Origin of the sequence: Levilactobacillus namurensis (assembly GCF_032197885.1) — a bacterium.
In the GTDB taxonomy this organism is placed as follows: Bacteria; Bacillota; Bacilli; order Lactobacillales; family Lactobacillaceae; genus Levilactobacillus; species Levilactobacillus namurensis_A.
In genome coordinates, this window is sequence record NZ_CP134159.1 from 581,128 (window position 1) to 605,494 (window position 24,367).

Genomic DNA, 24,367 nt, shown 5'->3' on the forward strand with positions numbered 1-24,367 from the left:
AATTGTATAGAAATAGGGAATGCCTTCCCTTATGATATTTAGTAACCACAGAAAACATCACAGGAGGCATTCCCCATGAATGAACTTACCACAGAAATTATCGCTGCACTAGCCCAAAAGCAAGATTTGGACGAAGTTTTTCGTCACCACCTCGAAATTGCGATTAACCAGCTGCTTCAAACCGAATTGGCAGAGTTTTTGGGTTACGAACGCTACTCATACGCTGGGATTAACACTGGTAATAACCGCAACGGCAGTTATGAGCGCTCGTTTGATACGAAGTACGGCCAACTTAGCTTAACCATTCCTCGAGATCGCAATGGCCGGTTTGAAAATCATACCTTGCCAGCCTACGGTCGGCACAGTGATAATTTAGAAACAACGGTCATTCAGTTGGATACCAAGGGAATTACCACTGCTGAAATTGCCGAACTCATTGAGAAAATGTACGGTGCTCACTACTCCAAAGCCACGGTTTCCAACATGACTAAAGCCGTCAATGAACAGGTTCAAGCTTTCCAGCAACGGCGACTGGCTTCACAATATGCGGCCATCTTCTTAGATGCCACTTACTTGCCGTTAAAGCGGGATACCGTTCAAAAAGAAGCCGTTCATATTGCGATTGGCATTCGTCCAGATGGTACGAAAGAAGTGCTGAACTACCAAGTGGCGCCAACGGAATCGACTGGAATCTGGACTGAACTGCTGGGAACCCTGATTAAGCAAGGTGTCAAAGATGTGCTGTTGTTTGTGGCCGATGGTTTAGTTGGTTTGGATGAAGGCTTAAATCGGCATTTTCCCAAAGCTAAACGACAACGTTGCCTGGTTCATGTTGGGCGTAATTTGATGAACAAAGTTCGTGTGAAAGACCGCAAGGCCGTGATCAGTGACTTTAAACAAGTTCATCGGGCCGCCAACCGTGAAGCAGCCGAACTGAAACTGAATGAGTTCGCCAACAACTGGCATCAGACCTATCCCAAATTAATCAAAGATCTGCTTAAAATGCCGAATTTACTCACTTTCATGGACTTTCCACCAGCTATCCGGCAATCACTATACTCCACTAACCTGATTGAGAACTTTAATAAGCATCTCAAGCGCACCACCCACCACAAAGAACAATTTCCAACGGAAGATTCACTGGATCGCTTCCTGGTTTCTCAGTTTAATGTTTATAACGAGAAGTCTCTGAAGCGGATCCACCGAGGGTTCAAAGGACTACAGGACACCTTGGAAGCATCATTTATTTAAGTTAGATACATATTATATGTACGAAGGCATTTCATTTACACAAGATTCTTGACGCTACCAAATTAGTCGAAAAATATAGTAAAAAAAGAAGGTTTCAATTAACTGAGAAAGTGGTTTGGGGTCATAAGGATAATGTTAAACGTAGCGCTTGGTTTAATGAAAACTATAGTCATAAGCTGTACTTTTCTGATGATTTAGGTAGGGTGTATCAGCCAAGCAAGACGGGACTAGTCTCATTAGCCCAAAATTATATTTTTGAAATCTATAATGGTTCTGAAGTTATGACCAATATGGAAAACGTATTTGGACAATCAGTTAGCGTACAGGATTTGTGTAAGAATATTCAAACATCCTATGATGTCTTTGAAACTTTCAACTGACTTTTAATGGTATCAAGAAATATTTAGTGAATTGTCTTGTCACCAGAATGACCCGAACACATTAGCGTAACCTTTGGTGTTGATGGCTTTATATGGCTTCATACTGCCGTTAACGTGCCTTTCTGGGAAGACCAAATCGCACCTAAGTTACTGGATGGCAAGAGCGTTGTGATTGCTGCCCACGGTAACTCCTTACGTGCATTGAGCAAGTACATCGAACGGATCTCTGATGATGACATCATGAATCTGGGAATGGCCACCGGTGAACCAGTGGTTTACGACTTCGATGACAAGTTAAACATGACGAACAAGACTAAGTTGGGTAAGTAATTGCCTGACTGGTTGTGGCCGACCTGGCTTGCTAGGTCGGTTTTTTGTCAAAACGACGTCCCGCCAGCATTGACGATTAAGGCCAATGCCGGTGGGACGGTTTAGTTATTTCATAATTTTAATGGTATGGCGATTGGCGGTCAGATAACCGCCCGCAACCACGTAACGCTTGGTACCGGTTTGGGTCATGCTGGTTTTCCGGGAGAAGTCATAACCGGTGGTGGTTAAGACGGTCCCCTTAGGAAGGACCTTCCTTTTCTGCCGGAAGTTCAGGTCGCGGTACACCCCAGTTGCGCGTTTAAGTTGGATCCGTTGGGGTTGCTTTTGGCGTCCCGCGAAGACCAACTTACGGTTACCAGTGATGTAGTGGCCATTAGGTAAGACGTAGCGCGTGGTGAGGTTATGCGTCACAATTTTTTTGACCTTTAGTACAGTTCCTTGCTTGAGGTGCTTAACACGCCCCGTCAAGTTGGCCTGCCGGTATTCGTTGATGCCTTTGGGGTTGATCACGGTTAGGGTTGCGTGTCGCTTCTGGTAGTACACCGCGCGGACGTAGCTGGTCTTGGCCGTGATGTAGCCAACCTTTCCAGCCGTTTTACTGTGATGGTTGACGTCCTTGACCCGGTACCGCAAGGCGCCGTTGCGGCTTCGCGCGTAGTCTAAGACCACGAACATTGGGCGGTAGACTCGTGGTTTCTTCACGTACGCAGCAATTCTGGCGGACTTTTTAAAGGTCGCCTGGCGGTACAGGTAGATGGGCTTGCGGGCGTAAACGGCCGCTCGTTCACCAGCCAGCAGTCCGTTCCCCGACTCAGAAGGTTCAAGGACGGTCGGACGATTGGGCTCCTGTACTTCGGTGTTGTCGGTAGGATTGGTGGGCCCGGGGGTCCCGGTATCCCGCTTCGCCGTTAGACTGGTTTTGATGACACTTGAGGCGAAGACCGGAGCGACGGGATCGGCCCGGTAGAGGTCAGCGAAATGGATGTTGAAGGAGATGGTCGTTCCCGCCGGAATTTGACGGGTATCGATCGTGAACCGGTAGTTATTCGCCCCATCGCGAACCAATTTGATCAGGTCCGCTAGGTTATGCGTCCGCCCGTCTTTACCGGTAAAGGTGACGTTGCGACCATTATCGGAAGAGTCGTCACGCAGCACATTTGGTGGGGTGACGTTCCAATAGAATCCCGGCTGGGAAGTGGCGTCCGTGAAGTGCGGCAGGGGTGCGCGGTAGGTCGTCGCGAGGTGGGTGACGGCATCCAGCTGGTGGACGTATTTACCGGCATCGAGCGTCCCTAACCACTGGTCGGATAGCTTGAGACTAGCGGTCGTACCGGACCGGGTCCACTGTTTCGACGCGTCAAAGGTTTGATTCCGTGACGTATACCGGTGTCCAGCGAGGTTGAGGCTGGACGTGAGTTGGTTTTGCGACGTGTCGATTTGGATGGGGAGGTTATTAAATGAGCGGATGTTCGACCACGCCAGCGGCACGGGACCGCTGAGGCGATTGTTGGCGATGCTTAAAAGATAAATCGCGTTGTGGCCCCACTCACTCGGGAGCGTTCCGGTGAGTTGGTTGTTTTGCGCCACAAAGTTATACATCCGGGACCAGGTCTTAGGCAGGGGGCCCGTCAATTGGTTATTGGGCGCCACGAAACTGAGCATGTTCCGCCACTCGGCATCCGGAATCGTTCCCGTAACGCGGTTATTGGTGAGGGTTAAGTCTTGCATGGGTGCGGATGATAGGCTGTTAAGGGAGCCGGATAAGTTGTTATTGACCGCCGTGAGCGCTACTAAGTTCGGCCAATTCGCGTGATCGAGGGAGCCATCCATTTCACCTTTCTGATTAGACAGCTCAACGTATTTCAAGCTGGAAAGTTGCTTGATGGGGGTGATATCCGTAATGGCTTCTTGGGGTAGCTGGATGATTTGCAGATGGGGTAAGTCCTTTAGGGGTGCTAAACTTGTGATTTGCCCATCGTTCGTTGAGCTCATGTGGTCGGTTTGGTTCAAGAACGAAATGTACTTTAAATTTTTAGCGTACTGCAGGCCTTCTAAGCTGTCGATTTGGGGTGATGCACTATCCTTAGGAACGTAAATATTTTCTAGGTTTTCTAGATTTTCGGGAGTTAGTGGCTTGGTGGGGTCAATCGTATTTTTGAAGTTAAGTGGGCCATCCATGCCGTAAAAGGTGGTTTGTCCCGTTGCCAGTGGGGTTTCGCGAATTAACCGTGCTAGCTGCGGGTCTTGGATAACACCGTCTGCGGGTTCTGCGGCTTTAGCGACAATCGGGTTGGCGGACTGACTTTCCACGAAGTTAGGTTGAAGACCAGTGATGAGGCCAATACTGAGGGCTGCGGTGACCAAAAGGAGTCTGAGGTGTCGGTTAACCATAATATAGTCCCCCTTAAAAGTTATCCGTTGTTAACTAGTATTATATCAAAATGTGATTAAATTCACAATTAGTTCTGGAGGTGGCTTTCCATTCTGGGGTGTAACGTCGGTGACGATGTTGGGGATGGTTGATCAGAAAGTGGTTTTGACGTAAACCGAAAATTACGGTGTGGGTTGCTCGCCGGATAGCGTTTAACAGGAAAAATAGGGGGGCAACCAAAAGTAGCAAGGTCCGCAACTATGGATATATCGGGAAAGCTTGTGTTTTGACGCGGTTGTCGGTATCTTTAAAGCAACCAATGAAAGGGATGGTTATTGATGGGGAATAACACCTTGCCACAGCAACTACAGAAGTTTAGAACGGAACACCATTTGTCTCAAGCCGAGCTAGCCCGTAAACTCTACATCTCACGGCAAGCCCTCTCGAAGTGGGAAGGCGGACAGTCGGAGCCTAGCTTGGATAAGGTCCTCTTACTGACCCAGATTCTGGGAGTCACGTTGGATCAGCTACTTTTGGGGGCGGCTGACCAACGGGAAGGCATTCTTGAACTGCAACAGATCCACAAACGCTTCGAACACCCAGTTCTGACGGGCGTTGACTTGGCGATTCATAGTCATGACCGGATTGCGTTACTAGGAAGTAACGGTGCGGGGAAGTCGACGTTGATTAAGATTATTTCCGGGGAAATAACCGCTGATATGGGAATAGTTCACACTCACTTTTCTCGGCAGGATGATTTAGAGGTCATGGCGCAGGAAAACGTCTTGATTCCCACGTTGAAAGTGGTTGAACAGGTACGGTTGGTGGCCGCCATCAAGCAGGTGGCGATTGCGAACCGGTGGGAAGCACTACTCCAACAGTTTAGGTTGTTGGACTGTCGGCAGGCGTACGTCGCGAACCTGTTGGGTGGGCAAAAGCGACGGTTGGCGTTGTTACTCAGCGTTTTGCGGCCGTCTAAACTCCTGATCTTGGATGAACCGACGGTGGGGATGGATTTGGATTCCATCGACTTGTTTTGGCGTTTATTAGAACGGATGCAGGGGGCGACCTTGGTGGCCACACATGATTTTAATCAAATCGATAAGTTTTTTACCCGGGTCGTGCTCTTGAAAAACGGGCAGATTGCACGCGACGCCCTGGTCAAGACGATTCACGCCAAGAACCAGACGATTGAACAGTGGTACCGACAGGACGACTCAGAAGGGGTGGCAGCACAATGATTACGTGGATTCAGTTGAAGCAGGTGCTTCGTAATAAACGGTTTATCTTTTTTACCATCGTGTTTCCGGCGACCTGGTACCTCTTGCCTAGCGTGGTGAATCCCCGGATGATGGATCCGTTTATCGCGTTTTTGATTGCCAGCTTGATGGGGATTCTGGGCAATGCCATCGTGACGTTTAGCAAGCGACTCTCGGCGGGGCGTCAATTCTATCTTGCGCAGGCCCGACTGTCGCATTACTCTATCTGGCGGTATCTCTTGAGTCAGTTGATCATTCAGATTGGTTTACACTTACTGATTATTCTAGTGATCACGTTACTGGGGATTGGCTTGCAGACGCTGACCATTGACCGAAACTATTGGGACGCCGTTCTGTGGTTATCGGCCTTAGGCATTTATTTCAGTGTCATTGGGTTTTGGTTCGGAATTAGTTTCAGTCCCACTACGGTTGATGTGGGGGCCACGCCGCTGATGTTTCTGTTTGCATTGATGATCGTGCCGTTTTCGTGGTTCTCAACCGGGACGTTCACGGGGGTCATCACTAAGATTCAGGAATTCTTACCGCCGTATTATTTTTACCAGTTCTTTTATACGCAGTTAACTCACCAGGCGGCGAGTGGTCACCTGTGGAAGTTTGGCCTGTCAGTGCTGATCACGCTGATGCCGTTTTTGGTGGGCTTGCGATTGCGGTTGTTTGGTGGTGGGGTGTCTCGGCGGGGTTAGTTGGGATAGATATTGCAAATAGTCCCCATTAAAATTGGACATAAGCCCAGTTTTAATGGGGACTATTTGCTAGAGCGCTATTTAGTGGATTTATGAAAACAATGATGTATATGATTAGGAAAAACACTGTTTATGTTTTCGAAAGAGTTAGATTAATTTGAACCCTTATTTTAGATTATTTACACTGCTTCAAGAATGACATCACGAGCTTCACTTACACTTGCTTCATCGGAATTAAGTGCTTTAGCAAAGGAACGAATTAAGCGATTACCCATAGGTTTAAATGTTATAAATGTTAGTCCGCCTGATAAAACACCTCCGACGACGGGAACCACTTTGGTGATTGTTTTTGATACAGTTTGCTTAGTTACTGTTATATTGATTGCTGCCGCAATTTTTTTAAGTATTGGATACCATAGGGTCTTTGTAAGTGCTTTACTAGCAACCTTTTTTCCAGCCGTTTTTCCTAATTCTCTAGTAGCATAAATAATTGCTGAGCTAGCTGCTGAAACTCCTAACATAACACCTAGATATAAAATGATATCTCTTTCCCCGTTTTCGGATAGATCACCATTATTATCAAATAGGTCTTGCTTTCCAAAGATATATGAAATTTCTTGGGCCATCCTTAAAGCAAAGGCAAAATATTGTGCAATATCAACAGCACTGCTTCCCGCCATTACTGCAGGGTTTGATGGCAGTCCAGTTAAAAATGAAGCAACGGTGCTCTTTTCAGTATCACGGCGGACAATATGTTTAGCTGTAGCAGTTAAATATGCTGTATCAAAAACAGTTTGTGGTCCGTAATCAATAATTTTTGATAACTCTTCACCTTGTGTTTTTGAAAAAGTTTCTGCTAAAAATTTACGACGATCAATTTTAACGCCGGGAAGTTTAAGCGCACTGGCAACTGCAGATGGGAGTAATTCTTTTTCATTAGTCATAGTAAGCCTCCGGTATGGCACTTATTTATTGTATTCGCTTTCATTATATATTTAATTAAGAAAATAATAAACATCAACAACGGTGATAGCCAAAAAACATTTTATTTATTTCGGATTCTATATCTTTACGAAAGGCTTCCGGCTCCTTCACCGTCACCAAGCTCCCCTGACTCAACAGCCACATCTTAGCCCCTTTATCAAATACATCAGCTTCAATGAGCACGCTATGCCGTTCGGGATAGCGTGCTTTTATTTTGGCCGTGGGGAAGCGGTCGAGGGCGGCCTCAACGATGCCTCGAAATTCGAATTGAATGGTCATTTTCTCGCCCGGTTGCATGTAGTGAATGTATTGACGGAGCTCGCCGTCTTCAAAACGTTCACCGCGGGATCGGGTTAATTGTGTGGTCGAGGGCGTGTAGTTTTGAATACGGTCTAAGCGGAAAAAGCGGTTAGCGTGGTATGTCTGGCTGTAGGCAACAACGTAGAAGTAGTATTCCGAAAAAATGATGGCTTGCGGTAGAATGGTGCGTTGATCCACATGGCCTAATTGGTTACGGTAAAGAATCTCAACGGTCGTTTGGTGCTCGATCAACTGACTAAATTGCCAGATGAGTGTTAATAAGGGCTTACCATGGGTCACGGGTTGGTAATGGAACCGTTCATTTTTAATAATAGGAATAATTTCGCGTTGTTCCAGTGGTGGGATGAGATTGAGGAGACTATCGATAGTCTGCTCGATCTCTTTTTGGTTTAGCGACCGGCTGGCAAGTAAGACCTTGATTAAAACCAGAATGGCTTGTTGTGAAATGGCGTCTTGACTCACATCTAACCGGTAGCCCCCAAGTTGGCGGTGATAGGTTAATTCATAAAAAAGTTGTTGTTCATGGATGAAAGTTTTGATTTGGCTAAGGTCACTTTGGATGACCCGGGGAGTCACCGCAAATTTTGTGGCTAGTTGGGCTTTAACGACTACGTGATTCGAGAGTAGCTGCTGAAAAATGTAAAGCTGACGGTAGGCGGCGTTCATGGTGACCAGCTCCTTAAAATTTTTAAATAAAAATAAGTAGAAGTATTTCTTCTACCTTGAAGCCTATGCTTATCCTATCAAGAAAGCAAGTTCGACTGGTTCTTCAGCTAGTAAGGGTGGTGGTCAAAATGAGGGTAAATGACCAGTGGTGTTCCTTGAAAACGACTGGTTCAAGTGCTGTTCCGAAAGCAAACACTGTTTACTAATATGTTAACTAGAGGTGGTGAATGGGATGGATGAGAAGGTTGACGTCACGGCACTCCATGACTTCTATCGTAGCTTGAGTGAATTAGTAGGGGTCGAAGCGATGTTGGCGATTTATCAACAGTATAAGGGGATGCAGATGACGATTCCGTCACATTTATATGATCGCCAACTGGCAGCTGAGAAGGTGTTAATGAAATATAACGGACACAATCAGCAGGCTCTAGCGCGAGAGTATGGATATTCTCAAAAGTGGATTCAGCGGGTCGTACATCAAACCAAGAAGTAAAGTTGAGGAGTGATTTATTATGAAGTTTTGTCCAAATTGTGGTCATCAGTTAGAACCAGACGCTCAATTCTGCCCAGCCTGTGGTGCGCAGATAACGGGGGAACGACAACCGGGGCAGGCAAATCAAAATCGTGCGCAAGAGAAAGTGACAGCACATGCCCAGTATACTCAGACGGCTTCACAGGAGCCAAGCCATACGGAGGAACAGCCACAGCTGGGATTCGTGGGGAGTATTCAATACATTATGCAACACGTGTTTGAATTTAACGGAGATGTGCCAGAAAGTCGTAAATCGGTCTTTTGGTGGGGATATTTAGGTGTCCTGTTGTTAAACTTAGCCTTTGTTGCCATTCCGTACTTAGGTACGATTCTTTGTTGGGCTACGGATATTCTGTTGATATCTGCGAATATGCGGCGATTAGCCTACCTTAAGAAAAATACTGGATTGAGCTGGTTGCTTATGGTACCGGTAGTAAGCCTATACCCACTTGTCCTGATGTTCTTAGATAGAAAGGATTAGTTTGATGAAGAAAAAGGATATTATCGCATTAGTCATTGCCGTGGTTGTAGTTTTAGTTGGTGGTAGTCTTTTCATCAAAACACGGGTTGCTGTGTCGGAAAATCGGTTGGCTAGCAACATTACTAAGGTGGTTCAAAATAAAGATGGAAAACTTTTCCTGAAACAATTTTCTAAAGATAATCAGGAGATTAAATTTAGTGATATCGGTGCGCAAAGTGTGGTTAAGGACTTGCACGATAACGCGACAGATCCGACTAGCGAAATTGGGAAGATCATTACCAGTGGTCAAACGGTTTCCGGAACTAAAGTGGATTATCAGTTTACAGTAGAGAGTAAGAAGGTCTTGGGGCTCTTTACGAGTTACTATCTAACGACGCGGAAGTCCCCCGTACGCGTTCTGAATTATACGGGTTATGGTGATGACATGACCATTAAAATGACCAGTGGCGGTAAGAATCAAACCATCACGAAGAGCCAGTTAAACAGTGGTTTATTTCCCGGACGGTATGATTTCGACATTACCTCTGGTGGTGAGGACGACGGGAGCTATTGGGTTCGCTCAGCTGGGGATGGCGGAACGATTGAACTGACCGTCACGGAATATTAAATAAATTAAGGGGTAATCAAAAAGCATTGGCCGATAACGGTTAATGCTTTTTCTTTGGAAGGGTGCAGTTTAAAGCCTGAACGCGCATGGGTGGGCAATCGTATGGTTAAGCTCATCAATCAATAAAAAATAATGATTATTATTGTTGACAACTAATGTATAGCTTGATAGACTAATGGCATAAATTAATAATAACTTATGAAAAAGAAAGGGATGAAGTTATGTTTAGCTGGTTATGGTCATTAATTGTTGGTGCTTTGATTGGAGTTGTGGCGGGTGCCATCACCAATCGGGGTGAGTCGATGGGCTGGATTGCGAATATTTTGGCCGGGTTGATTGGGTCCTGGTTAGGTCAGACGTTATTTGGGAGCTGGGGCCCAGCATTAGCTGGCATGGCTTTAGTCCCTTCCATTGTCGGCGCCATTCTCCTGATTGTTCTGGTCTCCGCCGTCCTCTCTATGCGGCGCACGTAGGGTGGTGAGACAATGCGACCAATTTATAAATGGACATTGGGCATTGTGGGGGTTCTTATGATTGGGCTTGCCGTCTACCAGATTGGGTGGTGGCTCAAGATTCCGGGATTAACTGCCTGGAGCCACCAAGTCGCCCAACAGGTTCCGGGGATGGCGTACTGGCTCGCCGCTGGTATGGCCGTGAGTGGTCTCGTTGGTTTAGGATTATTGGGCTTAGGCGTGTTAGCGCCAATTCGGATTCCCCAGACGGTACTCAAGACCAAGCTGGGTACCATGGCGATTCCCCAGCGAGTCTTGGAGAAGAACTTGCGTTACTACTTGGTTGACCAGTTGGGGTTGATCGATCCTCAGGTGACCGTTCGTTTACGGCGGCGCCAGCGGGTCATCGTGCGGGTAGACGCAACCACTCAGCCGGACCATCAGCTACGGGATACGGCGTTGCGGACTACCCATACCGTGAAGACTTACCTGCAAAACCAATTGGGAATGCATGCTGTGATTCCAGTGGTTCGGTTGGCACCCGTTGACCGGCAGAGACCCGTTAAGGTGCTTTAGGAGGGATGAACATGAATCGCGGATTGATTGGCCTGGTCGTCGGGATGGTTCTCGGCGTTATCTGGGTAACCCTAGGGTTCGCCGCCAGTTTGGGTGTTGCTAGTTTAGGCGCCATTGGCTGGGGAATCGGCCGGTTCGGTCGATTGGACTTTGCGGCCCTAGGACGTAAGATTGACGACCGTTTATCACGTGAACGTTAAAGGAGGAAACCACATGACTGACACACCAACGCTGAAAACGAAGTTGACTTTTGAAGACGATGTCATCAAAAAATTGGCCGGCTGGGCCTCACGCAACGTTGATGGCGTCTTGGCGCTCGATGGTGGCATGCTCAGCAATCTGACGAACCGTTTTAGAAGCGACGCTGACCCGACTCAAGGCGTCGATGCTCAAGTGGGTGAGAAACAAGTGGCGCTGGCGTTGACCGTGACCATTGAGTACGGTAAAGATATGCGTCAGATTTTTACGCAACTCTGTCAACGCATCAAGCAAGACGTTGAGCGTTATACGGGCTTAGACGTGGTCGAGTTGAATGTTCACGTGAACGACGTGATGACCAAGGCGGATTGGCAAGCGCAAGCAGCTGGTAAACCGAACTCGCAGCACGCCACGGATAGTCCGGAAGTCGCATAGGGTCCTAACCCGAAAGGAAGGTAAAAAATGACGACACCACCAGAAGCACCTCGAAAGACGATGTTATTTGACGATGCCGTTTTAGAAAAGATTGCCGGGAAAGCGGCCATGAATGTCCCGGGCGTACTAGCCCTACAGGGAAATCTGATTGAGAATTTATCGGACCGCTTAACGAATGGGGAACAGCCCCAGATTGGGGTTGCGGTTGATGCCAATCAGGAGCGCCAGACGGTTGCCTTAGAGTTGACGGCCCTGTTGGCTTATGGTAAACGAGCTGAGGCCATCTTTGACCAGTTAGTCGACCAGATTACGCGGGACGTTAAAACGATGACAGGTTTCCAGATCACTCAGATCAAGTTACGGGTCAAGGACTTGTTGACCAAGGAAGAGTGGGCACAGGCGGAAGCAAAACGCTCGGGTAAGAAACCTAAAAAGGAAAGCTAAAGGTAACGGCCCCTACCATGATTGCGGAGACAATCATGGTAGGGGCCGTTTTAGCATGAAAAGATGATATAAGTGCAAGTCATTGGTGGCAGGCGCTGGCGTTAAGACGTAGCCAGCAGTTGGACCGGTTTAGCAGTGAACCGGGTAAGCACGGATGCGGGTTAACGGTGAAAGTAAGCCTGTACCTCTTGCGGATATCCCTGAGCGGCGTTCACCCGACTGAGCAGGGCCTTGTCGTGGGTACTGGTAACCCCCGTTTGTCGTAAGTGGCGGTATAGGTCGAAGTAGGGCAGCTTCTGTTGTTTTGCCCGCGCAATCTCTTGGGAGATGTCGTAAGAGACTTTGCGGAAGTCAACGGACAGCTGACCGGCATCGGTGACGGTCAGGATGGCGTAGTGGGCTCGCTGGTCGGCCATGAACTTGGCGTAGGGACTGTAAGGTTGGCCGGTCGCCCCCGGGTTAATGAACAGCTGTCCTTGGTCTGACGTCCGGAGGAGCTGCTGATGAATATGGCCGTAAACCGCCACGTCATGCTGCCCCACTAGGTGGTCGAAGTGGGCTTCGGCCTGGTTAGGGTACAGGTCGTGACCGGTCGAACGCTCCGGTTGGTTATGGGAAAGCCCGAAGTCCAGGCCGTTGACCGTGCGACTGGTGGCGATGGGCTGTTTGACTAGTGCCTGGAAGTGGGCGGGAGATAGGCGTTCGATCAGATATTGGGTTAGACGGGCAAAGTAGATTTCGGAGGGGTCCTCCAGCTGACCTTGACCGTCAACTAGGGCCTGAATCCCCTGGTCCCAGTTGCCCTGCAACCAAACGCTGGGCTGGACGGCGGCTAAGGCCTGGTAAAGGTCCTCCGCGCCCGGCCCCGGTAAAAAGAAATCACCTAGAAACCAGTAATCCGTGACGGCTTGCTGGCGAGCGTCCGCCAAGACGGCGGTCAGTGCGGACAGGTTTCCGTGAATATCGGCCAAGACGGCAATTTTTTGTAACATGGTGTCACTTCCTTGAAAGATTGAATGGCCTCGTCGAACATATTTCGGCGGGTCAGCGGTACGTCGTCCATGAGTGAGACGACTTTACATTTTTCAGACAGTATCTATAATAATGGACAGGTTGTTGGATTGAAACACTCGTCCGGAAAAAAACTTGGGGGACGAGAAGACAGTATCGCGAAAGGGAGTTTTTTAATGCGAAAGACGGATCGTCGCACGCAGTATACCATCACGGTCATCAAAGATGCATTTATTCAGCTGATCAAAAGTCATGGTTACTTCGGCATGACCGTGACTAAGCTGTGCCGGGAAGCCGATATCGCCCGGTCGACGTTTTATCTCCACTTTGATGGCTTAGATGATGTTTTGAATGCAGTGCTGGATGATGCGCTAATGTTTACGGATAATCGACAACTGACGGCGCTGGGTGCTGGTGCCCAATCGACGGATATGGATTATCTTAAGGAAAATGAGTCGCAATTGGCCGCTTGTCAACGCGTCGCCGACTCCAACAAGTACCATGAACTGCTGATGGATCCCATGCTCAGCGAATACATTGTGGGCCGAATCATTGCCCGGGAACGGCAGCGGATGGTGCCGGCCATCCAACGGCGAACTGGCCTCAGTGCGGTAGATGCGGAAAAACTCTTTATTTACACGGTCCACGGGTCGTTTGCCATGAACAAGAAGAATGGGTTCATCAAGAATGACGCGTGGTATCATGACCTCCGCCTGTTGAACCGGTTCATCAATAGCGGCTATACCGCCTTCCAAGGCGATTTGTCGGACTGAACAGGGGATGGCGTCTGACGACTGAAAAAGCGAAAAGGAATTCTACCACTGAGAATTCCTTTTCGCTTTTAGTTTGGCGGAGAAGTCAGCCTTAGTGGGTCGGCGTCGTGACGGCTAACCGTTCAATTAAGGCGCGTTGCTCAGGGAACAACTTGATTAGCTCATCCGGCTTGGGAACCATCAGCTGGCCCTTGTCTTGTGGCGGAATATTGCCGCTGATTTGAGAAAAACCAGCGCCATCGCCGGTCAGGTGCTCAAAGGCAATGAAGGTTCCGGCCTCCACGTAAAAGCCGTGGACTTGATCTTTCGTTTTATCCAGTCCTAACTGAACCTGGTAGTACTTCCCTTCTTGCGTAAAGCAGTGTGCCACCACGGCGTCGCCCATCGAATACATCCAGGCTTGACCCCGTTCGACAAAGTGGAAGTGGGCGGGATGTTGCGCATCGATGGTCAGGTACATGGTCAATTCGCCGGGACGAATTCCTTGGTTAACCATGTAGAAGGGCAGGAAAGGTTGGGCAGCTTGTTCCTGTTTGGCCTGTTGTTGAGGTGTCAACTGGGGATGGGGCTGGGTAGGCCCCTCAATCTGGAGCCCCTGAGCTTGCCCGGTGGTCAGAGCATGGAAGGCTTGCTCAATCGTTGACGAGAAGCCAATCGCGCGGTCGGCAATGTTATCGGGGATGTAGAGCTGCCCCTTATTGATGGTGAGGTAGTGACTATGGGGAGCATCCGCTACCAGCTGCATGCTTGGCGCTTTGATCAGCTGGTTTTGGGGACCAATTCCCAGTTCCAGAACCAGGAGCTTTTGGTTCTGGTAGGTTTGCAGGAAGTCGGTGAAACCATGGGCCCGCGTTTTATCGGCCTGAAAGGCTTCGCCCGCTAGGTTGAGAATCAACGGGGCGCCACACTTATCGCAGGTGGGCCGGTCGGCACGGGTCAGGGTCCCGGCTTGGTCCTTCAGGTAAATCTGGTGGAGTTGGGCGCTGAGGTCCACCGTTCCGTGCTCTTGGGGATGTTCGCGACACACGCCACTTAACCAGTTACCCTCGATTTCGAAGGTGTTCTGGAAGCCGGCTAAGTCGAAGTGGTGGTCAATGTTGGACGTCCAAAAGTAGGTGGGCTTATTCCCTAGAAGATGTTTTAACGTAGTCATTAAGGATGACGGGTGATAATTATGGGAATAATATTCGGTAATCCGGGCATAGGCGCGCCACTGATCCAGGGGGTCGGGGTAGTGATAGCTTAGGGCCGTGAGTAAGTTTGACAGCGGGTACTTATCGGCTAGGTCGCCTAAGACCTGGTGTAATTTGGCGTCTTGGGCGAATAGATTGAGGCCTTCGGAGATGGATAACCCATTGCTGGCGGTGACTAAGATGGCGTCGGCATCGGTTAACCAGTGTTGGGCGATTTGAATTGAATTAGGCATGGGCTCCTCCTTGCATGAAACTAGCGGCTTCCTTAAGCACTTGGTTAATATCAGCGCTGATTAATTGAGAACGGTGTTTAATCTCGGGACTGGTCAGCGCATCCTTGGGATTGATGTTCACGTAAAAGGTTTGGGGCAGATAGTGCGTCATTTCCCAGAAGGGTTCTTGGATGAACATGGGAGTCATCCGCCCGACGCCCATCTCGAGAAACAGGATTTTTTGACCAGCGTGTTGCCCCAGAAAACGACTGATCTTTTGGTATTCGTCGTGGTAGCGTTGGTCTTCTAGAAATTCTGGACTGCGTACCCAGAAGGTTAGGGGGGCGCCATCGATGGGACTTACAGGAAAGTCTTCGCGGGGTAACCGGTGATTTTTGATTTTGGGTAATAAGCGTTCGACAATAGCTTGGTTATCGTAGAGGTGTTTATCCGTTTCGGTGTTTTTGCTTTGAAGAAAGTAGTGCGACCCCTGAATCTCACTGACGTTGTCGGCGGGAAAGTACTGTTTGAATAGGCCGTCTTGGTTGGTGGTGATGAGGTGGTAGGGTTTATCACCAATCACGGTCCTAAGGTATTCATAGGTCTTCTTCTGGGCCGGAATCTCAAAAACCATCTTCCAAGCAATCAAGAAGAAGGCCCAGCGTTCCTCCGGGGAATCAAAGTGGGTGTAGAAACCGTTGAAGAGGCCTTTAAAGTGGTATTTATCGTAGAAGTATTTCATGTGCTTCATGAAAAGTGGGCTAGCTTCATACCAGAAGTCCATCCCAGCGGCGTTCGACAAACCACTGCCGCCGCCCACTAGAATGGCGTCGGCTTCATTAATGTGTTGCACGAATTCTTTAACTTGCGGTTCCATTGATTAGGCTCCTTTGACTGTTTTAAAAATGATCGATAATAGGTGTTAGTCTAAGACCTGATCAGGAATAACTTAAGTACAGCTGCGTTAAAGTGTCTAGTTATGGACAGGTTTTTAAATGTGTCGCGAACTTGGGATGGCTGGAAAGCTGAGATGGGGTGAGTGTGGCGTATCAGAGTACTTTGACATGCAACCAGCGAAGTATTTAGTGTCGCTCCAAATAGTAGTACGGTGTAGAATTTAGATATTCTGAGCAGAGGCACCATTGCCGGTTTAGCGGTGAGCTGGTGGCCATCTATGGGAGGGACCCATTTTGAATTTTCCGGATAAATATAAGTTTGATCGTCCAGCAGCGAATGCGGGGTTGAAGGCTAACTTGGTGACACTACTGACGACAACGATTCAGCTAGACCAGATTCCTAGTACGCTGGAACAGACCGCAGCTATTTTAAGCGGGGAACCGGCGCCAACGGGATCTTCTGCTACACGGCAGGCCGGATTAGCGTTGTACCGGGCTTACCAGGAGGTCATGACGGGGGATGCCCCGCTAACGGCGACCAGCATTTTTGTCTTGAACCGGGTGATTGCGACGGGAACGTCTGGTGCTGGTCAGCTACGGGATACGGTCAGTGAAGCCACGAATTGGCGACCGCCCGTTCCGAACCGTGAGCAGAGTTTGCGACGGTTGACCGCGATTTTGACCGCGTCTGGGAAGTCTGCGACTGAAAAAGCGATGGACTTGGCGTTATATTTGTCGCGCTGGCAGTTATTTGCCACAGGCAATCAACGGACGGCTTGGGTGGCGGCCAATTGGCTGATGCGTGACGCCGGCGCGGGCGTGCTGTTGCTTCCCGCTGATAAACGGCAGTGGTACACGGTTCAGTTACAAGCCTACTGTCAAGCAGGGCGGGCGTTGAGTATCAAGCAGTGGCTGTACGGCAACGCTGTCTGGGGATTACCGGATTATCGCGTTGCCGTACAGTCGCACCACTTTGTGCAGAATCACTACTCGCCCCTGAATAATCCGCTAGACCAGTAGGTAAGTGAATGTCGAGCGGGGGTAAATGGGAAATTTGATTGGTAATCAGCCACTAGGGCACCGTTGCCTGGTGGCTGATTTTGAGTCCCGATTAGCGACGATACCTAACGAATGGTATACTAGCTCTACCTTTTGATGAGGAAGTGATCAAGATGTTTTTAGCACCATTATTTGAATGTGATGTTCCTACGCGCGGCTAATCAGCGGCGTGGTTCCGCTGATTTTATAGGTAATCAATAAAATAAGCGGAGGAATATGATTTTGAAAAAAACTAGAGTACTGGGAAGCGTAGAATTGGTGTCAGCTGCGGCAATCTGGGGCGGTATGTTTGTGGTGGTCAAAGCCATCGTGATGGAAATTCCGCCCATCCAACTGGTGTGGTTGCGTTACTTGGTGGGGGCCGTCGTGCTCTTGGGAATGGCGTGGGTACGCCGAATCCAGTGGCATTGGGATTGGTCCAATCTCATGTTGATTGGGTTAGCAGGTGTGGTTGGTGATACGTTATCGATTGTGGCTCAAGAGACGGGCACCTGGTTGTCCTCGGCCCAGTTAGGGTCGGTCGTGACGACCGCGACGCCGGCTTTCATGATGCTCTTCAGCTGGCCGTTACTTCAGCAACGGCCTAAGTGGCACCATTGGGTCAGCTTGGGTTTGGCCAGTTTGGGTGTTTGGGTCATCGTGGGTCACCAGTTTCCGAGTCGTCACTTTATCTTGGGTGTGCTTTGTTTGCTGGTGGCGGCGTTGACTTGGGCACTGATGTCTGTGCTCCTTCAGCTGATCTCACCGGAATACGATGGCCTGCAGGTCACGTTTTTGGCGACGGTCGTGGCCCTGGCCTGCTTAACCCCCGTGGTGGGGATCCAGCATCGCGTGCTACAGACGGTGGCTTGGGAAAGTCCCCACGTTATCTTAAGTATCTTCTATTTAGGAGCCGTTTCGACGGCGCTGGTGTTCTTCCTATGGAATCAAGGGCTCCGGCATTTTAACAGTCCCGCTTCTGGCATTTTCTTCTTGATCCAGCCGGTCGTGGGAAGCCTGTTAGGGTGGTGGTGCTTGCAAGAACCCCTCTCCGGCGGTTTCTTCGTGGGACTGGGCTTGATTCTGTTGAGCGTCTTGGTGACTTATCGGTTCGGTTAATTGAACAAAATGAAGCCCGTCAACTGTTTGACGGGCTTTTTGAGATGGGGTGATGTGCCATGTTTTAAAAGGTGTTATGCCTGGTACTTCAGTTATGACCCTTCAAAGGAAGATAATCGCGCTTTGGAGAATTGCCACGATGGTCAGCCAGACAATGGCGAGCCATTTGCTGTTCAGACTATGGAGTTGGTAACGGCGTAGCTCCTGTGAGGTTAGATTCCGTTTTAGGTGTTGGTCAAAGTCTAAAGCAACTTCGAAATCAACCGTTTTTAGGACCCCGAATAAGCGGGCAAAGAATAACCACCGGCTGTGGAGTTCGGGGTGGACTATCGCCAAGTTTACTAAGTTGTCTAGGTCAGGATAGCCTAGTTTTTGGGCTAAAAACTGGGAATTTAGTGCGGCCTCCGTTTGCCGATTCTCCAGTTGGGCTTGCAAATCCGGATGAGCCCTTAAATCGGTTTTTAGGTGAACGATAGAGCGGTCAAGTAAGAGTGGCCAAGGATTGACTCCCGGAAAGACGGAGGGTAAGTAGTGATGGAAAATTAATGTACTGATGCGGTAGTGGAGAAGGATGGCTGAAAAAAGCGTCAGGGCCAGCATTAGCCACCAAGCGCGGTTGGCCCAGACGGAGTTATGGCCCAATTCTAGTTCGAGAACTATGGGAATAGATCCCAAGGCGGCGCTTAACCAGATACTGAAAGCGATGAGCGGTTTGATGTATTTCAGTGGAATCAGGTCATAGACGGTTTGGATATTTTGATACATTGAGGCGGTTAAGTCATCGATGTTGCGGATTAAGATTTTCACTAGGTAGCCGTAGCACCCCCACGTTAAGGCGAGGTATAGCAAGTTGAGCACGGTTTGGTGGTCCATTTTAGTCACACTTTCTTTTAGGATTATAGAGTTACTCTATGGTTTGGGGTGATGGTGGTCAATGGGGTGGTTAGTCAAAGTCAAAAATTGAATTCATAGCTAATTAAAAGTGAAGATTGCGCACTTAAAAATTAGAATTAAGGACTAGCATGATATGATGGCATCAAGGTCAAGCGGGATAGCTTATCGAGATATGATAAACCAGCAAAAGAAGAGTCTACTCAATGGGAGTCAATCGACATAGCCGGTTAGTTAATACACTCGGTGCGAAAAAACCGCTCCCATCGATTGCTAGTACTTACAGCGGACCTTGATAAGGTCGTGCGGGACGAGTCATTCTCGGTTAAGCTGACGTGAGACACTGACCCACAACGGCTGGAGAGCGTGACGCCTTTGTGGATAAAAAGCTAGGGGGATTAAAAATGTTAATTGTTGGATTCATTGAGATACTTATAGGCGTATTTCTGGTGAAATGCATGATTGAAATACTGTTGATGTAGTTTAGGACAACACTGGAATTGAGTGTTCTCTGCGGATGCTAAGCTATAAGCCATCACTCCCCTTCTCGAGGGGGGGTAATAAGCGGGTTTGACAATAATTCGTACAGTTTTTAATCCCTTTTCTTGTGAGATGGTACAAAATACTGTACCATCTAATTAAAAACAAGAATTGTGAAAGGACCGACTAGCTATGGCAACTACTGCAATCAATATTTCTGATGCCCGCAAGAATCTTAAAAAACTAACCGATGATGTGGTTGATTTTGATGATCATGTCATCATTACTAAGCCTCAGAATCGTAATGTGGTGGTAATGTCGGAGAAAGAATACCAATCATGGCAAGAAACGCTATACTTACTGAGCTCAGAAGCTAATCGTCAGAATTTGGAAGAATCCATGAATCAGATTAAGAACCAGCAGATAAAGAGCCTAACTAAGGAAAAGTGGGACCGACTTTCTCATGAAGATTACTAAGGTCAGCTTTTCGTTAGCGGCGCTCGCAGACTATCAATATTGGCAGAAGCAGGATAGAAAGACACTGAAAGCTATTAATAAGATTATTGATGATATGATTCGGCACCCGTTTACCGGTATTGGGAAACCGGAACCATTAAAATTTCAATTAGACAATTGTTGGTCGCGACGGATTAATAAAGCTGATCGGATTGTGTATATGGTATCCGCCGATACTATTTGGATCATTCAGTGTCGTTATCATTACTAAGGAATCATTATTGGTCGAGAGAATAATCTGTAAAAAAGAGAATCAGGCCATGAAGTGTCTCATAATTACGAGATTCATTTGTCTGGCGGGAGGTTACTTTACTGAAACTGGATCCCTTTTACCGGTATCATAGGTAATCTGGTTAACCGTCATTTGAATTGGATAACATTTGTTGATGATATCGCTCAATTCGGTCTCTTCTCCTCTGAAATTAAGTAGATGATGAGTACGAGACTAGTACCGTAGTTTTCTTAAGTATTTTCTATTTAGGAGCCGTCTCAACGGCGCTAGCGTTCTTCCTATGGGATCAAGGACTCCGACATTTTAACAGTCCCGCTTCTGGCATTTTCTTCTTGATCCAGCCGGTCGTGGGAAGCCTGTTAGGGTGGTGGTGCTTGCAAGAACCCCTCTCCGGCGGTTTCTTCGTGGGACTGGGCTTGATTCTGTTGAGCGTCTTGGTGACTTATCGGTTCGGTTAATTGAACAAAATGAAGCCCGTCAGCAGTTTGACGGGCTTTTTTGAGATGGGTTGAAAAATCAGCTGCTTGATTAGCTAAAATCAGATTACAAATTATTATGTAGCGAATTTAACGATACGTTGGTATGTTAATGGGAGTCAAGTATGGGGAATGATAAAATGTAATAAATGGACGTACATATCGTGTACAAGTGAGAGAAACTGTGCTGATTTACCGGAATTTCTTTAGTGTATTCCCCACGGATGCGGGGGTGACTCCGGGGGGCACCAATTCGGCCTCTTCTCCTCTGGGTATTCCCCGCGTATGCGGGGGTGATTCTTTATCGGGCAATCTAGTGAGAAATGGATAGCTGGGTTTGAAATGTTAATCGTGATACCATGAAAATAGTTTAGAATAAAAGGTTTTCTGACAGGTAAACGATCAAACGAAAGGGGTCGATTCAATGGCAACCACATTGCCGACAAAGATTGAGATTCGCGGGGCGCGGGTCCATAATTTGAAGAACATTGACGTGGATATTCCACTACATCAGTTCGTCGCAATTTCCGGACTTTCGGGTTCGGGGAAGAGCTCGTTGGCCATGGGGATCCTCTACGAAGAAGGGTCGCAGCGCTACCTGGAAGCGCTGTCGACCTATACTCGACGGCGAATCAAGCTGGGCGCCCAGGCGGACGTGACCAGTGTCAAACATATTCCGTCGGCGTTAGCCTTGAAACAACGACCGGCCGTCCCTTCTGAGCGGGCGACCGTGGGGACCATGAGCGAACTGTTTAACATCATTCGCTTGATTTTCTCCCGGTTAGGCTCACCGGTCTGCCCTAACGGTCACCGCCTTGAGCCTAGTCTAGAGATTGCCCAGGCGATGGCACGCGACGGCTTTCAAATGGGGCAATTGACCTGTCCAGAATGTGGCGTCAAGTTTAACGCCTTTAGTGCCGAAGACTTCGCCTTTAATTCGGACGGAGCCTGCCCCGAGTGTCAAGGGACGGGGAAGGTGCGCCAATTGGATGAGAGTAAACTGATTGGTGACGACAGCCTGACTCTAGAGGAGGGCGCCGTGGCCTCGTGGCACCTGCCCGGTCGGAACTTCATGCCTTCGGTGGCCGCTCATGCCGGAGTTCGGACGGATGTGCCGTACCGCGACTTGACCGACCAGGAAAAGGACTTCGTGTTAAACGGTCCGCAAAAGAAGTACAAGATGGACTTCGTTTCCGGGACAGGGCGGGTCTTCCACGACTTCAACGCGCTGTACGAAAACGCCCACGCGGCGGTCTTGGAATCGGCCAAGAGTAGCCAGAGTGAACGGGCGCAAAAACGAATCAGTGAATTCTTCCATTACTCCACCTGTCCCGTGTGTCACGGGACCCGGCTCAAGCCGGAACTCTTGACCCAGCTAGCGGGCGGCCTGAACATTGCCCAGGTCAGCGACCTAACGTTAGGCGATTTGACCGATTGGCAACAAAAGGTACTCGCAACGCTGCCCGCTGACATGCATCAAGTAGCGACTAGCCTCTTCAAGGAATTCGAAGATGACTTGCGACCGTTGTTGGAGCTAGGGTTGGACTACCTGACCATTGCCCGGAACGGGAACACCCTATCTACCGGGGAACTCCAACGGATTCAGCTGGCCCGGACGTTACGGACCCAGACCACCGGTGTTTTATACGTGCTGGATGAACCTTCAATCGGGTTGCACCCGGACAACGTGAGTGGCCTCCTCAAGATTTTCCGGGAGTTAGTCGACCAAGGGAACTCGTTGGTGGTGGTCGATCACAACGTTGACATCATCCAGGCGGCCGATTGGATTCTGGAGGTTGGCCCTGGTTCCGGCGCGGAGGGTGGTCAGCTGATTGCCCAAGGGACGCCGCAGGATGTCGCGGACAACCCGCACTCTAAGATTGGCCCCTACCTCAACGGCACGGCGCACCTATTGGCACGCACGATTGCCCCGACGCCTGCCAGCGACCAGATCAGCTTTGACGTGGCCGACTACTTCAACCTAAAAGACCTACAGACCAGGTTACCGGTCAACCAGTTGAGTGCCGTGACCGGGTTCTCCGGTGCCGGGAAGACCAGCTTGATCCTGGATAGCCTGGTACCGGCCATTCAACGTCAGATCAAGGGACAGTCGTTGCCCGTGCAGGTCAAGGCCTTAACGTCACCGGTCAAAGAAGTGGTCAGTGTCGATGCTTCGCCGGTGGGGAAGACCCAGCGTTCAACCGTGGCGACCTACACCAGTATCATGGACAACTTACGGCGGTTGTTCGCTGCGCAACCATTGGCTAAGGAAAAACACTATACGCCGAGTTACTTCTCGTACAATAACAAACAGGGAGCCTGCCCGAATTGTGGTGGTGCTGGCGTGGTCACGTTAGACATCCAGTTCTTGCCCGACATGCAACAGGTCTGCCCAGTCTGTCACGGCGAACGGTATAACCAGGCCGTGCAGGCGGTCAAGTGGCACGGCTATTCCATCGTCGACCTCCTACAGCTGGATATCCCGCAGGCGTTGACCGTCTTCAAGGACGTTCCCAAGATTCACCGGGAATTGCAGCTGTTAAAGGAAGTCGGGTTGAGCTACCTGCATCTAGGCGAGAGCACGCCAAGTCTATCCGGTGGTGAGGCCCAACGGTTGAAGCTGGTCAAACACTTGAACCATAACCAATCCACCACGCTGTTCGTCTTCGATGAACCCACGATTGGGCTGCATCCGCTGGACGTCAAGACGCTGGTCAACGTGATGCAACAGTTGCTAGATCGTGGTGCGACCATTATCACCATCACCCACGACCTGAACTTGATTGTGAACGCCGACCACGTGTTGGATCTAGGCCCCCGGGGTGGCGTGAAGGGTGGCCAGATCGTCGCTCAGGGTCGACCACAGGACTTGATTCGCCAGCCGCAGGGGCTGACTAGTCGGTATCTCGCTGACTACTGGCGTCGGTTTAATCAATAGAACGAACTTAAAACCAGCTTCTCACGCGTTGCCTGTGAGAAGCTGGTTTTTGGTTGGAGGGATGAGACTTTAGAAAATAAGGTCTTTGCTAGGGATTCCTTTAGTTTTCCCCTGTTAAGGGCGGAAACTAGCAAGTAAACTAAGAGGGTTGTGGCGGTTAAATCAATTCATCAATAATTTCTAAAACTTGGTAGTTCGCGTAAGCTTCCAATTCCACCAGAAACGCGTTGAGTTCAGCGCTAGAGTGGAACGCCGCTTGAAGCATCTCGTTCATCTGACCGGAAATCTTGTAGTGGTGGCGAATGAAGTTGCGTTTCCGGTGGATGAACGCGTGGTAGTCCTGGTGGTTGAAGTGGGCCAGTTGAATTTGGATGAAGACCTGGTGGGTGTACCCCAGTTTTTCCGGGTCGACTTCGATGGTGTACTTGCGAATCACGCCACTGTCTTCCAACTGCGCAATGCGAGCGGCCACAGCCGGTGGCGTTAAATGAACCAGCTGAGCGAGGTGGTTCTTGGTGATGCGACAATTTCGGTTGAGGTGATTCAGAATTTGAATATCAGTTTGATCGATTTGAGTCATAAAAGATGCCACCCTTAAACA

The 24,367-nt window shown here is 49.0% G+C and carries 25 protein-coding genes and 2 pseudogenes; 19 read left to right on the forward strand and 8 right to left on the reverse strand.

Annotated features, from left to right (window positions below):
* Nucleotides 1-75: 75 nt before the first annotated feature.
* Nucleotides 76-1,251 carry an IS256 family transposase gene (locus RIN67_RS02520; protein WP_313825884.1) on the forward strand — a complete coding sequence of 392 codons (1,176 nt, stop codon included), beginning with the start codon at nt 76-78 and terminating at the stop codon, nt 1,249-1,251.
* 494 nt (nt 1,252-1,745) lie between these two features.
* Nucleotides 1,746-1,961 (forward strand): annotated as a pseudogene (locus RIN67_RS02525) (2,3-bisphosphoglycerate-dependent phosphoglycerate mutase); the annotation flags it as partial.
* 105 nt (nt 1,962-2,066) lie between these two features.
* On the opposite strand, the gene RIN67_RS02530 reads toward RIN67_RS02525, so the two are convergent.
* Nucleotides 2,067-4,352, reverse strand: a complete 2,286-nt coding sequence (locus RIN67_RS02530) for a DUF5776 domain-containing protein (protein ID WP_264999846.1) — start codon at nt 4,350-4,352, stop codon at nt 2,067-2,069.
* A gap of 318 nt (nt 4,353-4,670) precedes the next feature.
* Between RIN67_RS02530 and RIN67_RS02535 the strand changes: the two genes are divergently transcribed.
* Nucleotides 4,671-5,573 carry an XRE family transcriptional regulator gene (locus RIN67_RS02535; RefSeq protein ID WP_264999845.1) on the forward strand — a complete coding sequence of 301 codons (903 nt, stop codon included), beginning with the start codon at nt 4,671-4,673 and terminating at the stop codon, nt 5,571-5,573.
* Nucleotides 5,570-6,295, forward strand: a complete 726-nt coding sequence (locus tag RIN67_RS02540; protein ID WP_264999844.1) for a lantibiotic ABC transporter permease — start codon at nt 5,570-5,572, stop codon at nt 6,293-6,295. The genes RIN67_RS02535 and RIN67_RS02540 overlap by 4 nt, the downstream gene beginning before the upstream one ends.
* A 179-nt stretch (nt 6,296-6,474) precedes the next feature.
* Here the strand turns inward: RIN67_RS02540 and RIN67_RS02545 are convergent, their stop codons facing one another.
* Both RIN67_RS02545 and RIN67_RS02550 read right to left on the reverse strand, forming a co-directional pair.
* The gene (locus RIN67_RS02545; protein ID WP_264999843.1) at nt 6,475-7,239 is read right to left on the reverse strand and encodes a hypothetical protein; all 765 of its coding nucleotides are present in this window, start codon (nt 7,237-7,239) and stop codon (nt 6,475-6,477) included.
* A gap of 73 nt (nt 7,240-7,312) precedes the next feature.
* Complete coding sequence (locus RIN67_RS02550) at nt 7,313-8,062, reverse strand: helix-turn-helix transcriptional regulator (protein ID WP_313872940.1); 750 nt, start codon at nt 8,060-8,062, stop codon at nt 7,313-7,315.
* A 436-nt stretch (nt 8,063-8,498) separates the two neighbouring features.
* Between RIN67_RS02550 and RIN67_RS02555 the strand changes: the two genes are divergently transcribed.
* The 8 genes from RIN67_RS02555 to RIN67_RS02590 all read left to right on the forward strand — a co-directional run bounded on the left by RIN67_RS02555 (nt 8,499) and on the right by RIN67_RS02590 (nt 11,991).
* On the forward strand, nt 8,499-8,759 hold the full coding sequence (locus RIN67_RS02555; RefSeq protein ID WP_056944003.1) for a Mor transcription activator family protein: 261 nt from the start codon (nt 8,499-8,501) through the stop codon (nt 8,757-8,759).
* Between the two features lie 19 nt (nt 8,760-8,778).
* Complete coding sequence (locus RIN67_RS02560) at nt 8,779-9,279, forward strand: zinc-ribbon domain-containing protein (protein WP_264999841.1); 501 nt, start codon at nt 8,779-8,781, stop codon at nt 9,277-9,279.
* A gap of 4 nt (nt 9,280-9,283) precedes the next feature.
* Nucleotides 9,284-9,886, forward strand: coding sequence for a hypothetical protein (locus RIN67_RS02565; protein ID WP_264999840.1), 603 nt, complete (start codon nt 9,284-9,286; stop codon nt 9,884-9,886).
* Between the two features lie 221 nt (nt 9,887-10,107).
* Nucleotides 10,108-10,359, forward strand: coding sequence for a GlsB/YeaQ/YmgE family stress response membrane protein (locus tag RIN67_RS02570; RefSeq protein WP_056944005.1), 252 nt, complete (start codon nt 10,108-10,110; stop codon nt 10,357-10,359).
* Between the two features lie 12 nt (nt 10,360-10,371).
* Nucleotides 10,372-10,914, forward strand: coding sequence for an alkaline shock response membrane anchor protein AmaP (gene amaP, locus RIN67_RS02575; protein WP_264999839.1), 543 nt, complete (start codon nt 10,372-10,374; stop codon nt 10,912-10,914).
* An 11-nt stretch (nt 10,915-10,925) separates the two neighbouring features.
* On the forward strand, nt 10,926-11,114 hold the full coding sequence (locus tag RIN67_RS02580) for a hypothetical protein (RefSeq protein WP_087613046.1): 189 nt from the start codon (nt 10,926-10,928) through the stop codon (nt 11,112-11,114).
* A 13-nt stretch (nt 11,115-11,127) separates the two neighbouring features.
* On the forward strand, nt 11,128-11,547 hold the full coding sequence (locus tag RIN67_RS02585) for an Asp23/Gls24 family envelope stress response protein (protein WP_056944008.1): 420 nt from the start codon (nt 11,128-11,130) through the stop codon (nt 11,545-11,547).
* 27 nt (nt 11,548-11,574) lie between these two features.
* Nucleotides 11,575-11,991, forward strand: coding sequence for an Asp23/Gls24 family envelope stress response protein (locus RIN67_RS02590; RefSeq protein WP_264999838.1), 417 nt, complete (start codon nt 11,575-11,577; stop codon nt 11,989-11,991).
* A gap of 161 nt (nt 11,992-12,152) precedes the next feature.
* On the opposite strand, the gene RIN67_RS02595 is transcribed toward RIN67_RS02590, so the two are convergent.
* Nucleotides 12,153-12,983, reverse strand: coding sequence for a metallophosphoesterase family protein (locus tag RIN67_RS02595; protein WP_264999837.1), 831 nt, complete (start codon nt 12,981-12,983; stop codon nt 12,153-12,155).
* Nucleotides 12,984-13,178: 195 nt separating this feature from the next.
* Here RIN67_RS02595 and RIN67_RS02600 point away from each other — a divergent pair, with 195 nt between their 5' ends.
* On the forward strand, nt 13,179-13,775 hold the full coding sequence (locus tag RIN67_RS02600) for a TetR/AcrR family transcriptional regulator (RefSeq protein WP_264999836.1): 597 nt from the start codon (nt 13,179-13,181) through the stop codon (nt 13,773-13,775).
* Nucleotides 13,776-13,866: 91 nt separating this feature from the next.
* Here RIN67_RS02600 and RIN67_RS02605 read toward each other — a convergent pair whose 3' ends face one another.
* Together RIN67_RS02605 and RIN67_RS02610 are read right to left on the reverse strand one after the other, a co-directional pair.
* The gene (locus RIN67_RS02605) at nt 13,867-15,201 is read right to left on the reverse strand and encodes a cupin domain-containing protein (protein WP_264999835.1); all 1,335 of its coding nucleotides are present in this window, start codon (nt 15,199-15,201) and stop codon (nt 13,867-13,869) included.
* The gene (locus RIN67_RS02610; protein WP_264999834.1) at nt 15,194-16,057 is read right to left on the reverse strand and encodes an SIR2 family NAD-dependent protein deacylase; all 864 of its coding nucleotides are present in this window, start codon (nt 16,055-16,057) and stop codon (nt 15,194-15,196) included. The genes RIN67_RS02605 and RIN67_RS02610 overlap by 8 nt, the downstream gene beginning before the upstream one ends.
* 313 nt (nt 16,058-16,370) lie before the next feature.
* On the opposite strand from RIN67_RS02610, the gene RIN67_RS02615 reads away from it, so the two are divergent.
* Both RIN67_RS02615 and RIN67_RS02620 read left to right on the forward strand, forming a co-directional pair.
* Nucleotides 16,371-17,096, forward strand: a complete 726-nt coding sequence (locus tag RIN67_RS02615; RefSeq protein ID WP_264999833.1) for a Fic family protein — start codon at nt 16,371-16,373, stop codon at nt 17,094-17,096.
* Nucleotides 17,097-17,357: 261 nt separating this feature from the next.
* Entirely contained in the window at nt 17,358-18,233 is an 876-nt protein-coding gene (locus RIN67_RS02620) for a DMT family transporter (protein WP_264999832.1), read from the forward strand.
* Between the two features lie 102 nt (nt 18,234-18,335).
* Here the strand turns inward: RIN67_RS02620 and RIN67_RS02625 are convergent, their stop codons facing one another.
* A complete protein-coding gene (locus RIN67_RS02625) occupies nt 18,336-19,106 on the reverse strand; it encodes a hypothetical protein (RefSeq protein ID WP_264999831.1) in 771 nt (256 codons plus the stop codon).
* 690 nt (nt 19,107-19,796) lie between these two features.
* Between RIN67_RS02625 and RIN67_RS02630 the strand changes: the two genes are divergently transcribed.
* The 4 genes and pseudogenes from RIN67_RS02630 to RIN67_RS02645 all read left to right on the forward strand — a co-directional run bounded on the left by RIN67_RS02630 (nt 19,797) and on the right by RIN67_RS02645 (nt 23,766).
* Nucleotides 19,797-20,081: a type II toxin-antitoxin system Phd/YefM family antitoxin gene (locus RIN67_RS02630; RefSeq protein ID WP_264999830.1), complete on the forward strand. Its 285-nt coding sequence runs from the start codon at nt 19,797-19,799 to the stop codon at nt 20,079-20,081.
* Nucleotides 20,068-20,331 carry a Txe/YoeB family addiction module toxin gene (locus RIN67_RS02635; protein WP_264999829.1) on the forward strand — a complete coding sequence of 88 codons (264 nt, stop codon included), beginning with the start codon at nt 20,068-20,070 and terminating at the stop codon, nt 20,329-20,331. The genes RIN67_RS02630 and RIN67_RS02635 overlap by 14 nt, the downstream gene beginning before the upstream one ends.
* Nucleotides 20,332-20,582: 251 nt before the next feature.
* A pseudogene (locus RIN67_RS02640) lies at nt 20,583-20,810 on the forward strand (EamA family transporter); the annotation flags it as partial.
* Between the two features lie 442 nt (nt 20,811-21,252).
* Nucleotides 21,253-23,766, forward strand: a complete 2,514-nt coding sequence (locus RIN67_RS02645; protein WP_264999828.1) for an excinuclease ABC subunit UvrA — start codon at nt 21,253-21,255, stop codon at nt 23,764-23,766.
* 157 nt (nt 23,767-23,923) lie between these two features.
* Here RIN67_RS02645 and RIN67_RS02650 read toward each other — a convergent pair whose 3' ends face one another.
* Nucleotides 23,924-24,346: an Lrp/AsnC family transcriptional regulator gene (locus tag RIN67_RS02650; protein ID WP_199219567.1), complete on the reverse strand. Its 423-nt coding sequence runs from the start codon at nt 24,344-24,346 to the stop codon at nt 23,924-23,926.
* Nucleotides 24,347-24,367 lie beyond the last annotated feature (21 nt).

What these genes read in the sequence shown, in the direction of transcription:
- RIN67_RS02530 (WP_264999846.1), bottom strand. Translation starts at nt 4,352, where the DNA reads ATGGTTAACCGACACCTCAGACTCCTTTTGGTCACCGCAGCCCTCAGT.
- RIN67_RS02535 (WP_264999845.1), top strand. Translation starts at nt 4,671, where the DNA reads ATGGGGAATAACACCTTGCCACAGCAACTACAGAAGTTTAGAACGGAA.
- RIN67_RS02555 (WP_056944003.1), top strand. Translation starts at nt 8,499, where the DNA reads ATGGATGAGAAGGTTGACGTCACGGCACTCCATGACTTCTATCGTAGC.
- RIN67_RS02650 (WP_199219567.1), bottom strand. Translation starts at nt 24,346, where the DNA reads ATGACTCAAATCGATCAAACTGATATTCAAATTCTGAATCACCTCAAC.
- RIN67_RS02520 (WP_313825884.1), top strand. Translation starts at nt 76, where the DNA reads ATGAATGAACTTACCACAGAAATTATCGCTGCACTAGCCCAAAAGCAA.
- RIN67_RS02645 (WP_264999828.1), top strand. Translation starts at nt 21,253, where the DNA reads ATGGCAACCACATTGCCGACAAAGATTGAGATTCGCGGGGCGCGGGTC.
- RIN67_RS02595 (WP_264999837.1), bottom strand. Translation starts at nt 12,983, where the DNA reads ATGTTACAAAAAATTGCCGTCTTGGCCGATATTCACGGAAACCTGTCC.
- RIN67_RS02565 (WP_264999840.1), top strand. Translation starts at nt 9,284, where the DNA reads ATGAAGAAAAAGGATATTATCGCATTAGTCATTGCCGTGGTTGTAGTT.
- RIN67_RS02570 (WP_056944005.1), top strand. Translation starts at nt 10,108, where the DNA reads ATGTTTAGCTGGTTATGGTCATTAATTGTTGGTGCTTTGATTGGAGTT.
- RIN67_RS02635 (WP_264999829.1), top strand. Translation starts at nt 20,068, where the DNA reads ATGAAGATTACTAAGGTCAGCTTTTCGTTAGCGGCGCTCGCAGACTAT.
- RIN67_RS02590 (WP_264999838.1), top strand. Translation starts at nt 11,575, where the DNA reads ATGACGACACCACCAGAAGCACCTCGAAAGACGATGTTATTTGACGAT.
- RIN67_RS02625 (WP_264999831.1), bottom strand. Translation starts at nt 19,106, where the DNA reads ATGGACCACCAAACCGTGCTCAACTTGCTATACCTCGCCTTAACGTGG.
- RIN67_RS02545 (WP_264999843.1), bottom strand. Translation starts at nt 7,239, where the DNA reads ATGACTAATGAAAAAGAATTACTCCCATCTGCAGTTGCCAGTGCGCTT.
- RIN67_RS02580 (WP_087613046.1), top strand. Translation starts at nt 10,926, where the DNA reads ATGAATCGCGGATTGATTGGCCTGGTCGTCGGGATGGTTCTCGGCGTT.
- RIN67_RS02610 (WP_264999834.1), bottom strand. Translation starts at nt 16,057, where the DNA reads ATGGAACCGCAAGTTAAAGAATTCGTGCAACACATTAATGAAGCCGAC.
- RIN67_RS02585 (WP_056944008.1), top strand. Translation starts at nt 11,128, where the DNA reads ATGACTGACACACCAACGCTGAAAACGAAGTTGACTTTTGAAGACGAT.
- RIN67_RS02600 (WP_264999836.1), top strand. Translation starts at nt 13,179, where the DNA reads ATGCGAAAGACGGATCGTCGCACGCAGTATACCATCACGGTCATCAAA.
- amaP (WP_264999839.1), top strand. Translation starts at nt 10,372, where the DNA reads ATGCGACCAATTTATAAATGGACATTGGGCATTGTGGGGGTTCTTATG.
- RIN67_RS02540 (WP_264999844.1), top strand. Translation starts at nt 5,570, where the DNA reads ATGATTACGTGGATTCAGTTGAAGCAGGTGCTTCGTAATAAACGGTTT.
- RIN67_RS02560 (WP_264999841.1), top strand. Translation starts at nt 8,779, where the DNA reads ATGAAGTTTTGTCCAAATTGTGGTCATCAGTTAGAACCAGACGCTCAA.
- RIN67_RS02605 (WP_264999835.1), bottom strand. Translation starts at nt 15,201, where the DNA reads ATGCCTAATTCAATTCAAATCGCCCAACACTGGTTAACCGATGCCGAC.
- RIN67_RS02630 (WP_264999830.1), top strand. Translation starts at nt 19,797, where the DNA reads ATGGCAACTACTGCAATCAATATTTCTGATGCCCGCAAGAATCTTAAA.